The organism is Streptomyces sp. NPDC089919, assembly GCF_040684615.1.
Classification (GTDB): Bacteria; Actinomycetota; Actinomycetes; order Streptomycetales; family Streptomycetaceae; genus Streptomyces.
Genome location: NZ_JBFBGK010000056.1, coordinates 1 through 12,861, shown reverse-complemented (window position 1 = coordinate 12,861; position 12,861 = coordinate 1). Strand labels below are relative to the sequence as shown.

Here is a 12,861-nt window from a genome sequence, read left to right as displayed (position 1 = left end):
CTGCGGATCAGGCGGCGCGGACTACCACTTGGTGCCGATCTGGACCGCGCTGCCGCCGGCGAAGCCGGGGCCGGAGTAGCGGTACAGGTTGCCGGTGGAGGCGTTGACGGCGAGCAGGTCCGGGACGCCGTCCTTGTTGAGGTCGCCGGGGCCGGTCAGGTTGATCATGGTGTCCCAGTTGGTGCCGATCTTGACCCGGGTGCCGCCGTTGTAGTTCGGCCCGGAGTAGCGGTACAGGTCGCCCGTGGAGTTCTCGACCGCGACGATGTCGCCCTTGCCGTCGCCGGTGATGTTCCCGACGCCGACGATGGTGGTGTAGATGTTCCAGCCGGTGCCGATCTTCACGCGGGAGCCGCCGGCGTAGGTCGGGCCGGAGTAGCGGTACAGGTCGCCCGTGGAGTTCTCGACCGCGATGATGTCGCCCTTGCCGTCGCCGGTGATGTCGCCGACCGACGCGATGCCGTGCATCGAGTCCCAGTTGGTGCCGATCTTCACGCGGGAGCCGCCGGCGTAGGTCGGGCCGGAGTAGCGGTACAGGTCGCCCGTGGAGTTCTCGGTGGCGATGATGTCGCCCTTGCCGTCACCGGTCACGTCCCCGACGCCGACGAGGTTGCTCATGGAGTCCCAGTTGGTACCGATCTTGACGCGGCTGCCACCGCCGAACGACGGACCGGTGTAGCGGTACAGGTCGCCGGAGGCCGACTCGACGGCGACCACGTCGCCGATACCGTCACCTGTGATGTCACCGACCGCGGTCACGTCGGTCATGCCCTTGTCGGGCACCTCGACCGGGGAGTCCGCGACCTTGTTGTAGCGGTAGCCCGTCATGCCCTGGCTCTGCATGTAGCTCTTCGTCACGGTGACGTGGCGGGCGTTGGTGCCCGGACGGGCGTGCTCGTAGATCCACATCTCGGTGTGGGAGGAGTCCGTCCACTTGTCGAAGAGCACGACGTGCGACGAGACGTTGTTGAGGGCGTCGCCCGGGAGCAGCTGGTCGTAGCCGGAGAGCTTGGTGGAGTAGTCCGGCAGCGTCCAGGTCGTCGCACCGATGCCGGCGTTGAGGTGCCAGGCCATGGAGACCAGGCCCGAGCAGTCGGTCCGGTACGAGCGGCCCTGCGGGTCGGGGTAGGTGTCGCCCTGGTTGTACGGGACGTCCCGGTCGACCCAGAACTGCGCCCGCTGGAGCATTTCCTGACGGGTGACCGAGCCGCCGACGACGGAGGTCGCCGTGGCCGCCGCCACGGCGGCCGGAGCCTTGACGGCGTGCGGTGCCGCGGCCTGGGCGGGGCTCAGACCACCGAGGACCAGGGCGCCGACCGAGGCGGCGACGGCGGTGGCGGAAGCGATACGACGGGTGGACTTGGGCATGGTCATGACAGAAATCTCCTGATGGGGTCCGCCACGCGGGCGAGGTGAAGTGAAGTGGTGTCCCCCGAGCGGCGCAGACCGCGCCGGGCAGGTGCGCAGGCGGGCACGACCGCCCTACGGGCCGGCGCTCAGGGGGAGGAAGGCGCGCAACGCGCGCTCAGGGGTGAGAAAGTCGAGGAGGAGTGCCGCACCAGAGGGGATGCGGCACACCGGAGGGTCCGGCGCCCGCGGCGCCGACCGCGGCCGGGGGCCGCGGGGCGGTCCGGGCCGGTCAGTCGCCGGGGCCCGAAGGAACCGGGGGCTGGACGGGAGCACCGGGGGGCAGTGCGGTGTAGCCCTGTCTGGAGAGGGGTGCGGCGGACCGGCCGAGCAGTGCGACCACCGCGGTCGCTGCGCCGTCGGCCCGTCCGCCGAGGAGCAGCACCGCCTCCAAGCCGACCGGGTGCGGCCGCACCCGGATGTGCTGGACGGCGTCTTCGGGGTCGCTGTGCGCCCAGAGCAGGTCCTGGACCAGATCGGCGCGCCGACGGCTGCCGTGCGCGTCCGGCGCTCCGAACAGCAGCGCCGAGATCATGTGCATGCGATCAGTCCCACCCGATGACGCGCCGGTCGACGCCGTGGGCCGCGGCGGTCCCGGCCGGCACCGCGTCCCAGCCGATGACCGGACCCGCGGCCACGACCGCGGCCGGCTTGGCCGTGTCCCAGCCGATCACCCCGGCCGCCAGGCCCAGGCCCGCCGAGGCGAGCAGGACAGTAGCAGCGGCGGCGGTGCAGGTGCGCTTGATCATCGGATCCCCCTGTGGTGAACGGCCGTTGAGGCCGGCCGGACTGGACTGCGGGAGGTTCCCGGCGCCGTTTCCGGCCCCGCTTCCCGCTCGGTGTGATCACCATGTTGTCCGGGCCGCGAGGCCTGCGGAAGGCATTCCGGGTGGCACCAACCGGCCTGGCAGCGAGGTGCCTCACCAAGCCGTCCGCCTTGCGCCAGACAGAAGATCAACAGACGATGACTCCTGTTCAGAGTGCACATGCAGGACCGCCGGACCCGCCGAACGCGGGTCCGGCACGCATTCCAGGGGTGGGGGAACACATGCTGGAAGTACTGGGGTTGGGGATCACTGCGGAGTCCGTGTACCGCGGGCTGTTGGAGCGGCCGGGGGCCGACGTCGCCGGGCTGGGCGCGCTCACGGGGCTGTCGGAGACGGAGGTACGGGCCGGTCTGGACCAGCTCATCGACATGGAGCTGCTGCAACCCTCACGGGACGTACCGGGTCAGCTCCGGGCCCTCGCACCGGACGTGGGCCTGGAGCTGGTGCTGCGGCGCCAGGAGACCGAACTGCTGCGCCGGCAGCAGGAACTGGCGGCCGGCAAGGAGGCGGTGGCCCGCGCCGTGGCCAGCTTCTCCGGTCTGCGCAGCGGTGTCGAGACCGACGGCGCCGAGCGGCTGGTGGGCCTCGACAGCATCCAGCGCCGACTGGAACTGCTCGCCCGGGACCTGCGTGAGGAATGCCTGGCCATCCAGCCCGGCGCCCAGTCGCAGGCGAGTCTGGACGCCTCCCGCCCGCTCGACGAGGACGCCCTGGCCCGCGGCGTCAGCCTCCGGGTGCTGCACCAGGACAGCGCCCGCAACGACCCGACCACCCGCGCCTACGCCAAGTGGATCTCCGAGCTGGGCGGCGAGATCCGCACCAGCCCGGTCGTACCGCACCGGATGCTGGTCTTCGACCGGACCACCGCCCTGGTCCCCATCGACCCGACGGACAGCAAGCTCGGCGCCCTGTGCACCACCACACCCGGGATCGTCGCCTCGTTGGTCGCCCTCTTCGAGCAGGCCTGGGGGGCCGCGGTCCCGCTGGGCGCCGACGCGCGTACCCACCAGCCGGGCGACGGCCCCACCCCGGGCGAGCTGGAGCTCCTCAAGCTGCTCGCCGGCGGGCTGACCGACGAGGCGGCCGGCAAGCGGCTCGGCGTCTCGCTGCGCACCGTCCGCCGCCAGATGGCCGCCCTCATGGAGCGACTGGAGGCCGGCAGCCGCTTCGAGGCGGGCCTCAAGGCCGCGCAGCGCGGCTGGCTCTGACGCCCGGCCGGTCGGGCCTCGAAGGCCCGGCCGGCCCGGTCAGGCCTTGGTCGCCAGGAAGCAGGCGACGTCCAGGGCGAGTTCGGGGGGCGGGCCGATGGCCTTGCCGGTGGCGTCGAAGCGGTAGCTGAACGAACTGCCGTGCACGCTGAAGATGTTCTTGTACTCCGGCTCGGTGCCGGTCCGCCACTCCTGCGGCAGGTCCCGGAAGGGGCCGTCGCAGGTCCGCTGGACGTACTGGACCGGGGTGGTCCGGCCGGCGTGCTTCGTGCCGGCCGCGGCGAAGAAGCGCATGGTGTGCCGGGAGCCGCAGGGGGTGGGCCGGACCCGGGTGGCGTCGGCCAGGCCGGCCGCGGGTACCGCGCAGGTGCCGCGGGCCAGGCCGAAGGCGACCGCGGTGGCCCGGCGGGCGTCGGCGGCCGGCGCCGGGGCGAGGTCCGACGCCGTGCCGAAGCCGCTGGCCAGGAAGGTGGCGGTCAGCCGGGTCACGCCCTTGAGGTGGTCGGCGCCGGGGCCGTGCTGGATCCGCTCCAGGAGCAGGGCGAGGTCGGCCTCGGCGCCCACCAGCCGGCCGCGGGAGTCCAGTCGCACGATCAGCGGCACCGGTTCGGTCATCACCCCCGGGGCGGTGGTGGTGAAGGCCAGCTTCTGGGGCAGCAGCTTCTGGGCCTCGCCGATCGGGACGGTGGTGCGGTACTCGCGCACCCCGTCGGGCCGGGAGACGGGGGTCGCGTGCGGCTTGGCCGCCGCCAGCAGTTCGGCCGCGGTGCCGCCGAAGGGCAGTACCGCGCCGGGTGCGTGCGCGGTGACGGGCGCCGCGCCCCGGGGGTCGAGGGCCTTGCGGGCGGCCGGGGAGTAGCCCAGCCAGCCGCCGTCGGCGGTGCGGGCCCGGACCTCGGCGCCGGCCACCGCGTACCGCTGGGGGTAGGCCGCCGCGCCCTCGTCCAGGTCGGCCGCGTCGGCGAAGCCCTCCGGGACGTCCCGGGTCAGCGTGGCCTCGGCGGTGCGGTCCTCGAAGTCGGCCCGGCCCTCGGTGACGTACCGGGCGGTGGCGGTCAGGCCCGCGTACTCGACGGTGGCGGTGAAGCGCAGCGAACCGGCCGCCCTGGTGGCCTCGACGGCCGCGGCGAACTGCTGCGAGAGCGGCTTGCCGAACACCCCGGAGCCCTGGCCGCCGCCGTCGCCGAAGGTGACCGAGCAGCCGGTCGCGGCCAGCAGCACCGGCAGCGCGGCGAGCGCCGCGGCGCGCAGCGGGGCCCGGCGGGGCCGACTGGCCGGACGTCCGGATTCCGGACGTCTCCGGCCGCTCCGACCGGTATCCGGATGTCCGGAACGCACTGATCTGGTCATGCTTCCCCCCGGCTGCACGTCGCTTTAATCACTGTGCGATGTCAGGAGCGAATCGTATGCTCGCGCCTGATGTCCTCATTGCCTGACTCCCCCGCCCCGCCGGCCGCCCCGCAACGCTCCGCGGTCCGCTCCCTGCTGCGCCTGTGGCCGTACGTCCGCCCGGTCAAGGCCCGCTGGCTGACGGCCGTGTTCGTCGCGATCGCCGCGTCCTGTGTGGGACTGGTGATCCCGCTGGTCCTCAAGTGGCTGGTGGACGGCCCGGTGGCGGACGGGGACACCGCGGGCGTGTGGTGGGGCGCACTGTACCTGTTGCTGCTGGGCCTGGCCGAGGCCCTGCTCTTCGGGCTGCGGCGGTGGCTGGTGGCCCGGCCGCTGTCCCGGGTGGAGTCCGCGATGCGGGCCGATCTGTACGCCCACCTCCAGCGGGTGCCGGTGGCCTTCCACGACCGGTGGGCCTCGGGGCAGTTGCTCTCCCGGGCCACCACCGACCTGATGCTGGTCCGGCTCTTCCTGGCCTTCCCGCTGACCTTCCTGGTCGTCAACGCCGTGACCCTGCTGGCCGGGGCGGTGATCCTGCTGGTGCAGCAGTGGACGCTGGGGCTGGTGCTGCTCGTCCCGGTGGTGCCGCTGACGGTGCTCTGCCGGGTCTTCGAGGCCCGGTACTCGGTGGCGGCGCGGCGGGCCCAGGACCAGGTGGGCGACCTGACCACGGTGGTCGAGGAGAGCGTCCTCGGCATCCGGATCATCAAGGGCTTCGGCCGGCACCGCAGCCAGGCCCGCGCCTTCCGGGAGCTCTCGGACGGCCTGCGCGGCACCGAGCTGACCAAGGCGCGGCAGCTGGCCGGGATCTCGGCGTACGTGACCACCCTGCCGGAGCTGGCCATCGGTACGGCGCTGGTGCTGGGCTGCGTACAGGTGGCGGACGGGGACCTGTCGGCGGGCACCCTGGTCGCCTTCCTCGCCACCGCGCTGGCGCTGCGCTGGCCGGTGGAGTCGGTGGGCTACCTGCTGGCGATGAGCCAGGAGGCGGCGACGGCCACCGAGCGCTTCTTCGAGGCACTGGACGAGCCCCGCGAGGGGGCCGGGGAGACCGCCCCGGGCACGGCGTCCGCGGACCCGGCCGGCAAGAACCCGGCCGGCACGGACCCGGCCGACGGCGGGCTGCGGTTCGACGGGGTGCGCTTCCGCTATCCCGACGCCGGGCCGGACTCGGTCCCCGTACTGGACGGCATAGACCTGCACATACGCCCCGGCGAGACGATGGCGCTGGTGGGTGCCACCGGCTCGGGCAAGACCACCCTCACCGCGCTGGTGCCCCGGCTGCACGACACCGACGCCGGCCGGATCACCCTGGACGGCGAGGACATCACGGCCATGCCCCGGGAGCGGCTGCGCTCCCTGGTGTCGGTGGCCTTCGAGGAACCGACCCTCTTCTCCGCGACCATCGCCGAGAACGTCACCATGGGCGGGCCCGAACTGGACCGGGCGCTGGAGACCGCGCAGGCCGGCTTCGCCCGCGAGCTGCCGGAGGGCACCGGTACCCAGGTCGGCGAGCAGGGCCTGAGCCTGTCCGGCGGGCAGCGGCAGCGGCTGGCGCTGGCCCGTGCGGTGGCCGGCACCCCGCGCTTCCTGGTCCTGGACGACCCGCTCTCGGCCCTGGACGTGCACACCGAGGCGCTGGTCGAGGCCGCGCTGCGGCAGGTGCTGGCGGACACCACCGCGCTGGTGGTGGCGCACCGCCCGTCGACGGTCCAGCTGGCCGACCGGGTGGCCCTGCTGTCCGGCGGCCGCATCACGGCCGTCGGCACCCATGACGAACTGCTGCACAGCAGCGCCGAGTACGCCTGGCTGATGTCGGGTACGGGCCCCTTCGGGGCGGAGGGGGACGAGCGATGAGCGCGGGCGACGGGGGCGAGGCCTTCGACCGCGACGAGCTGGTGGTACCGCCGGGGGCGACCGGGGCACTGCTGGGCAGCCTGCTGGGCCGGCGCCGGCGGGCCGCCGCGGTGGCCGGGCTGCTGCTCCTGCTGCAGGCCGCCGCCCGGCAGGCCGGACCGCTGCTGGTGGCGTACGCGATCGACCGGGGCGTGCCGGCGGTCCGGGACGGCGATCACGGCCCGCTGATCGCGGTGGGCGTGGGCTACGTGCTGTGCGCGCTGGCCGCCGGGCTGTTCGAGTACGGCTACATCCGCGCGGCGGCCCGGGTCAACCAGGACGTACTGCTCGACCTGCGCGGCCGGATCTTCCGGCACGCCCAGGCGCTGAGCCTGGACTTCCACGAGCGCTACACCTCGGGCCGGCTGATCGCCCGGTCGACCACGGACGTGGAGTCGCTGCGCGAGCTGCTGGGCGAGGGCCTGCAGGAACTCGTCTCGGTGCTGCTCTCCTTCGTCTTCATCGGCGGCATGCTGCTCTGGCTGGACCTGGGGCTGGGCGCGCTGGCGGTGGCGAGCTTCGGCCCGCTGTGGCTGCTGGTGCGCGGCTACCGGCGCCGGTCCGGGGCGGTGTACGCGGAGCGCTCCACGGCCACCGCCTCGGTGATCGTGAAGTTCACCGAGACGCTGAACGGCATCCGGCCGGTCCGGGTCTTCCGTCGGGAGGCGGCCAACGACGCGCAGTTCGCGCAGCTCAACGCCCGCCTGGAGCGCACCAACGGCGACGCGCTGCACGAGATGGCGCGGTACGTGGTCGGCTCCCGGACCACCGCCAACGTCACGGTCGCGGCGATCGTGCTGTGGGGCGGCTACCGGGTGGCCCAGGGCTCGCTCGAGCTGGGCGTGCTGGCCGCGTCCGTGCTGTACCTGCGGCGGTTGTACGAGCCGATCGACCAGCTGGCGATGTTCCTCAACTCCTGGCAGTCGGCGGTGGCCTCGATGGCGAAGATCGCCGGGCTGCTGGCGCAGGTGCCCTCGGTGCCGGAGCCGGCCGCCCCGCGCGAGCTGCCGGCCCGGACCGGGGCGCTGCCCGGCCGGGACGTGGTCTTCGAGGACGTGAGCTTCGGCTACCGCACCGGCGGCGAGGTGCTGCCGGCCTTCGGCCTGACGCTGCCGGCCGGCCAGACCGTCGCGGTGGTGGGCTCGACCGGCGCCGGCAAGTCCACCCTGGCCAAGCTGCTGGCCCGGTTCTACGACCCGTCCGCCGGCCGGGTGCTGCTGGACGGGGTGGACCTGCGCGAGCTGTCCGGGGCCGAACTGCGGCGCGGGGTGGTGATGGTGACGCAGGAGGCGTTCCTGTTCTCGGGGACGGTCGCGGAGAACATCGCCGTCGGCCGGCCGGAGGCGAGCCGGCACGAGATCGAGCAGGCCGCGAAGGCCATCGGGGCGCACGACTTCATCAGCGCCCTGCCCGACGGGTACGACACGGACGTCCGCAAGCGCGGCGGCCGGATCTCCGCCGGACAGCGGCAGTTGGTGGCCTTCGCCCGGGCGCTGCTGGCCGATCCGGCCGTGCTGATCCTGGACGAGGCGACCAGCTCGCTGGACGTGCCGGGCGAGCGGGCGGTGCAGCGGGCGATGGCGACGGTCCTCCAGGGCCGTACCGCCGTGGTGATCGCCCACCGGCTCTCCACGGTCGAGATCGCGGACCGGGTGCTCGTGATGGAGGCGGGCCGCATCGTCGAGGACGGCACTCCGGCCGGACTCATCGGCGGCGAGGGCCGGTTCGCCGCCCTCCACCGGGCCTGGCGGGACAGCCTGGTGTGAGGCCGCCGCCCGGTGGCGGCGGGCGGGGCGGGGGCCGGCGCCGGGCGCCGCGCGGGTGTGCGCGCCCGGCGGCCGTTCCCGACGTCCACCGCCGCGGACCCCCGTGCCACGACGGTGGCGACGACCTCCGCGAGCCCCCCACGGACCGCGGTGCCCGTGTGTGGCGGGCACCCCGGGGCGCGTGGGGGGAGCGGGATCCAGCCGGGGGCCGGGGGGCCGGCCGTACCCGGCTTTCGTCGCGGAACAGACATTGGCACGGCCGTGGCGGTTTCACGACGGGTTCCGGCCGTCCCGGACACCGGACAACTGTCCTGCCTGCTCAGCGCCTGTCCCGATATGCCGGACGCCGCCGCCTGGGGCCCGTGCTCGGCTCGAACTGCCCTTGTCCGCGGGGGGTGCTGGGGCAGGATGACCCGTATGGAGCCAGTCCACCGGCAGCCCGCGCCCCAGGAGGCGGGCGACGCAGCGGAGTTCGTCGACCTGATGCGGGCGCTCAAGGACCGATCGGGCTACACCTACCGGCAGTTGGAGGAGCGGGCCGCCGAGCGCGGCGAGGTGCTGCCCCGGTCCACGCTGGCGAGCGTGCTCGGCGGCCGGACCCTGCCGCGGCCGGAACTCCTCGCCGCCTTCGTCCGGGCCGGCGGCGACGAGGCCCGGATGGCCGAGTGGGTGACGGCCTGGTCCCGCCTGGCCGGCGAACCGGCCTACGGCCCCCGGCCCACGCCCCGACGGGCGGCCGAGGCCCCGCCCGCCGACGGGGCCGCGGGTACGGGCGTCTCGAATACGGGCGTCACGGGCCCGGGCGTCACGAGCACGCCCCCGGCCGCGACGGCGGGGGCCGGCCGGCCCGGGCCCGTCGGGGCCCCGGTGCCGCGGGTGCCCTGGCGGCTGACCTGGCGGACCGGCGCGGCGGCGGCGGTCACCGCGCTCGCGCTGGTGCTGGCCGGGATGTTCGCCAGTTCCGGCCGCTCCACCGGCGACGACGACCGGTCGGCCGGTCCGCCGGCCGGACCCGCCCTGCCCACCGGCTGGGTGCAGGTGCATCCGGCGGACTCCCCCGGCCTGTGCCTGAGCGACGGCCGGGTGCGCGACGGCCGGTACACCCCGCTGGTGGCCGTCCAGCGGCCGTGCGCCTCGATCGGTCCGCAGAACACCCTGCTCGCCCCGCTGGGCGGGGACCTGTACCAGATCCAGTGGCACCACCCCGACTACGGCAAGGGCTGCCTGCGGGCCCGCTCGGAACAGGACAGGGAGGGCGTCGGCCTGCTCGAACCGATGGACGACTGCACCCGCGGCAGCAGCTTCCACGTCGAGCCCTCCGGCCCGCGGGCGGCGGGCCGGTACGTCTTCCGGGTGGACGGCCAGGGCTGCGTCGGCATCCGGGGCGACTCCCGGGCGGCCGGGACGGAGGCCGTGATGGGCCACTGCACCGGCAAGGCGGGCCAGCTCTTCACCGTCGAAGCCGTCCGCTGACCCGCGCCGCCGTGCGTCCCCCAGGCCGCGCCGGCTCCCGTTTCCGGCCATCGGCGCCCGCGGCCCCGAAGTCGTGGCACGGGTGCTGCGATGATGTCCGGCACGGCGGGCGACGGACCCGCGTTCGATGAAGGGATCTGCTGCGGATGGGCAGAGCAGGGACCGCGCTGCGCGAGCTGCGCGGGGCACAGAAGTCGGCGAAGGGCGTCTCGCTCTACTCGCGGTTCGTGAACCGCCCGGCCGGCCGCTACCTGGCGGCGGGCTCCTACGCCCTGGGGCTGAGCCCGAACCAGGTCACCCTGGTGAGCGCGGCCTTCAGTTTCGCGGCCGTGGCCGCCGTCGCGCTGACCGCCCCCTCCTGGGGGCTGGGCATCGCGGTCTGGGCGGCGCTGGCCGTGGGCTTCGCCTTCGACTCGGCCGACGGCCAGCTGGCCCGGTTGCGCGGCAGCGGCAGCGCGGCGGGCGAGTGGCTGGACCACGTCGTGGACTGCGCCAAGCTCACCGCCCTGCACACCTGCGTGCTGATCGCCTTCTACCGCTTCCCCGCGGAGTACGGCATCTCGGGCCCGCACGCCGACCGCTGGCTGCTGGTGCCGCTGGGCTTCCAGTTCGCCGCGATCGTGACCTTCTTCGGCGGGCTGCTGACCGAGAAGCTGAAGCCGAAGCCCGCGCCGGGCAGCCCGGCGGCGGCGCCCTCGACCCTGCGGGCGGTGGCGCTGCTGCCGGTGGACTACGGCGTCTTCTGCCTGGTGTTCCTGCTGCTGGGCGGCAAGGACGTGTTCCGCTGGGCGTACGCGGGGCTCGGCGCGGTGGCCGTGCTCTTCCTGGTCGCCTTCCTCGCCAAGTGGTTCCGGGAGCTCAGCGCCGTTCGGCGGTGAGCTGCGGCTCGGCGGGCAGCGGCTCGGTGAGCGCGTCCAGGGCCCGGCGCAGCTGGGTACTGGACGTGTGCACCGTGTACGGGAAGTAGACGACGTCCACGCCCACGGTCGCGAAGTCCGCCTCGAGCCGGTCGCCCTTGGGGGTGCCCCGCCAGTCGTCGCCCTTGAAGATCACGTCGAAGCGGACCTGCTTCCAGGTCTCCAGCTTGTCCGGAACCGTCTCGACGAAGGCGGCGTCCACGTACTTGACGCTGCGCACGATCTCCAACCGCTCCACCAGCGGGATCATCGGGCGGCGGCCCTTGGCCAGCTCGGCCATCTCGTCGGAGACCACCCCGGCGACCAGGTAGTCGCACTGGCTGCGGGCGTGCCGGAGGATGTTGAGATGTCCGATGTGGAACAGGTCGTAGGCGCCGGGCGCGTAGCCCACTCGGTACGGCTTGCGGCCCGGCACACCGGTCTCGGACATGTCTCGCTCCGTCATCGATTACCCCCCAAATGACCGCACTCCCCAGTGCGGCGGATTATCAGACGATAGCGTGCACGTTCCGAGCCGTGCGGGTGAACGAATAGGGTGGCGAGCGCACCATCCTGGGGGGAAGGGGACGCTCAGTGTCCAGATCCGGTCGCAGAACTCTGCTTCTTGTGTCCACGAATTACGCGCCCGAACATGCCGGAATCGGGCCATATGCGACACAGATCGCCGAGCATTGGGCAGAACTCGGCCATGACACGCATGTCTTCACGGGCATGCCTCATTACCCTTCGTGGTCGCTCGAACCGGAGTACAAGGGGGCGCTCCGGCGCACGGAACAGCGCGCGGGAGTGACCCTGCACCGGCGCGCGCACACCGTCCCGGCCCGCCAGACCGCCGTCAAGCGGGCGGCGTTCGAAGGATCGATCCTGCTGCACGGCGCGGTCGCCCCGCCCCGGATGCCCCGGCCGGACGCGGTCCTCGCGCAGATGCCCAGCCTGGCCGGCGGCGTGCTGGCCGCCCGGCTCGCGGCGCGTTGGAAGGTCCCGTACGTCCCGGTCGTCCAGGACCTGATGGGTGCCGCCGCCGCGCAGAGCGGGATCAGCGGCGGCGACAAGGCCGCGGCGCTGGCCGGCCGGGCGGAGGCGTACGCGCTCAAGCGGGCCACCCTGGTCGGTGTGATCCACGAGACGTTCGTGGACAAGGTCGTCGCGATGGGCGTGGACCCGGGGCGGATCCGCCTGGTGCCCAACTGGTCCCACGTCGCCGTCCCCACCCAGCCGCGCGGCGAGACCCGCCGCCACCTGGGCTGGATGCCCGACGAGACGGTGGTGCTGCACTCCGGAAACATGGGCCTCAAGCAGGGCCTGGAGGTCCTGGTGGGCGCGGCCCGGCTGGACCCGAAGGTCCGGTTCGTCCTCATGGGGGACGGAAGCCAGCGTTCCGCTTTGGCCGAACTGTCCGCGGATGTCCCGAACCTGGACATCATCCCCCCTGCCGAGGACGGGAAGTTCCCCGATATCCTCGCGGCGGCGGACGTACTCGCCGTCACCCAGCACGCGGCCGTCCTGGACATGAGCGTGCCCTCGAAGCTGACCTCCTACTTCGCCGCCGGACGCCCGGTGGTCGCCTCGGTCGCGGCCGAGGGGGGCACGGCCCAGGAGGTCGAACGCTCGGGTGCCGGCGTGCTCGTGCCGCCGGAGGACCCGCACGCCCTGCTCAAGGCCGTACGGTCGCTGGCGGAGGACCCGGCCGCGGCCGATGCGCTGGGCGCGGCGGGACCCCGCCACGTCACGGCCCATCTCAGCCGGGACGCGGGCCTGGCGCGGATCGACGCACTGATAGACGAAGCACTTGGGGGACCCCTGCCGTGACGGAGACCAACCGGCCTGCGGCCGGTGAGGACGAGCCGGATCTCTTGCGGGATCAGTTCCGGCAGTTGACCCGGTACCGGCGGATCCTGGCCGGTGGTGTGGGTGTCGGGCTGCTGGGTGGTGCGTGGCTGGGGATCACCTCGGCGGACACGTATGTGGCGAGTTCGGA

The 12,861-nt window shown here is 73.7% G+C and carries 11 protein-coding genes; 6 read left to right on the top strand and 5 right to left on the bottom strand.

Features of this window, described 5'->3' with window-relative positions; genetic code table 11:
* Positions 1 to 21: 21 nt before the first annotated feature.
* The 3 genes from AB0O40_RS22115 to AB0O40_RS22105 form a co-directional block, all read right to left on the bottom strand.
* Complete coding sequence (locus AB0O40_RS22115) at positions 22 to 1,374, bottom strand: VCBS repeat-containing protein (RefSeq protein WP_365044230.1); 1,353 nt, start codon at positions 1,372 to 1,374, stop codon at positions 22 to 24.
* A gap of 265 nt (positions 1,375 to 1,639) precedes the next feature.
* Positions 1,640 to 1,948 carry a hypothetical protein gene (locus AB0O40_RS22110; protein WP_365044227.1) on the bottom strand — a complete coding sequence of 103 codons (309 nt, stop codon included), beginning with the start codon at positions 1,946 to 1,948 and terminating at the stop codon, positions 1,640 to 1,642.
* A 4-nt stretch (positions 1,949 to 1,952) separates the two neighbouring features.
* A complete protein-coding gene (locus AB0O40_RS22105; RefSeq protein WP_365044224.1) occupies positions 1,953 to 2,156 on the bottom strand; it encodes a hypothetical protein in 204 nt (67 codons plus the stop codon).
* A 299-nt stretch (positions 2,157 to 2,455) separates the two neighbouring features.
* On the opposite strand from AB0O40_RS22105, the gene AB0O40_RS22100 reads away from it, so the two are divergent.
* Complete coding sequence (locus AB0O40_RS22100) at positions 2,456 to 3,442, top strand: helix-turn-helix transcriptional regulator (protein WP_365044221.1); 987 nt, start codon at positions 2,456 to 2,458, stop codon at positions 3,440 to 3,442.
* Positions 3,443 to 3,481: 39 nt separating this feature from the next.
* Here the strand turns inward: AB0O40_RS22100 and AB0O40_RS22095 are convergent, their stop codons facing one another.
* Complete coding sequence (locus AB0O40_RS22095) at positions 3,482 to 4,792, bottom strand: hypothetical protein (RefSeq protein ID WP_365044218.1); 1,311 nt, start codon at positions 4,790 to 4,792, stop codon at positions 3,482 to 3,484.
* A gap of 69 nt (positions 4,793 to 4,861) precedes the next feature.
* Here AB0O40_RS22095 and AB0O40_RS22090 point away from each other — a divergent pair, with 69 nt between their 5' ends.
* From AB0O40_RS22090 to AB0O40_RS22075, 4 genes are all read left to right on the top strand, one after another.
* Positions 4,862 to 6,688, top strand: a complete 1,827-nt coding sequence (locus AB0O40_RS22090) for an ABC transporter ATP-binding protein (RefSeq protein WP_365044215.1) — start codon at positions 4,862 to 4,864, stop codon at positions 6,686 to 6,688.
* Positions 6,685 to 8,493, top strand: a complete 1,809-nt coding sequence (locus AB0O40_RS22085; protein ID WP_365044212.1) for an ABC transporter ATP-binding protein — start codon at positions 6,685 to 6,687, stop codon at positions 8,491 to 8,493. The genes AB0O40_RS22090 and AB0O40_RS22085 overlap by 4 nt, the downstream gene beginning before the upstream one ends.
* 417 nt (positions 8,494 to 8,910) lie before the next feature.
* On the top strand, positions 8,911 to 9,966 hold the full coding sequence (locus AB0O40_RS22080; RefSeq protein WP_365044209.1) for a hypothetical protein: 1,056 nt from the start codon (positions 8,911 to 8,913) through the stop codon (positions 9,964 to 9,966).
* Between the two features lie 146 nt (positions 9,967 to 10,112).
* A complete protein-coding gene (locus AB0O40_RS22075; protein WP_365044206.1) occupies positions 10,113 to 10,844 on the top strand; it encodes a CDP-alcohol phosphatidyltransferase family protein in 732 nt (243 codons plus the stop codon).
* Here AB0O40_RS22075 and AB0O40_RS22070 read toward each other — a convergent pair.
* The gene (locus AB0O40_RS22070; protein WP_365044203.1) at positions 10,825 to 11,313 is read right to left on the bottom strand and encodes an adenylyltransferase/cytidyltransferase family protein; all 489 of its coding nucleotides are present in this window, start codon (positions 11,311 to 11,313) and stop codon (positions 10,825 to 10,827) included. The genes AB0O40_RS22075 and AB0O40_RS22070 overlap by 20 nt on opposite strands.
* A 143-nt stretch (positions 11,314 to 11,456) precedes the next feature.
* Here AB0O40_RS22070 and AB0O40_RS22065 point away from each other — a divergent pair, with 143 nt between their 5' ends.
* The gene (locus AB0O40_RS22065; protein WP_365044200.1) at positions 11,457 to 12,692 is read left to right on the top strand and encodes a glycosyltransferase family 4 protein; all 1,236 of its coding nucleotides are present in this window, start codon (positions 11,457 to 11,459) and stop codon (positions 12,690 to 12,692) included.
* Positions 12,693 to 12,861: the final 169 nt, after the last annotated feature.

Coding starts and splice junctions, on each gene's coding strand:
- AB0O40_RS22115 (WP_365044230.1), bottom strand. CDS start 1,374: ATGACCATGCCCAAGTCCACCCGTCGTATCGCTTCCGCCACCGCCGTC.
- AB0O40_RS22110 (WP_365044227.1), bottom strand. CDS start 1,948: ATGCACATGATCTCGGCGCTGCTGTTCGGAGCGCCGGACGCGCACGGC.
- AB0O40_RS22105 (WP_365044224.1), bottom strand. CDS start 2,156: ATGATCAAGCGCACCTGCACCGCCGCCGCTGCTACTGTCCTGCTCGCC.
- AB0O40_RS22100 (WP_365044221.1), top strand. CDS start 2,456: ATGCTGGAAGTACTGGGGTTGGGGATCACTGCGGAGTCCGTGTACCGC.
- AB0O40_RS22095 (WP_365044218.1), bottom strand. CDS start 4,792: ATGACCAGATCAGTGCGTTCCGGACATCCGGATACCGGTCGGAGCGGC.
- AB0O40_RS22090 (WP_365044215.1), top strand. CDS start 4,862: ATGTCCTCATTGCCTGACTCCCCCGCCCCGCCGGCCGCCCCGCAACGC.
- AB0O40_RS22085 (WP_365044212.1), top strand. CDS start 6,685: ATGAGCGCGGGCGACGGGGGCGAGGCCTTCGACCGCGACGAGCTGGTG.
- AB0O40_RS22080 (WP_365044209.1), top strand. CDS start 8,911: ATGGAGCCAGTCCACCGGCAGCCCGCGCCCCAGGAGGCGGGCGACGCA.
- AB0O40_RS22075 (WP_365044206.1), top strand. CDS start 10,113: ATGGGCAGAGCAGGGACCGCGCTGCGCGAGCTGCGCGGGGCACAGAAG.
- AB0O40_RS22070 (WP_365044203.1), bottom strand. CDS start 11,313: ATGTCCGAGACCGGTGTGCCGGGCCGCAAGCCGTACCGAGTGGGCTAC.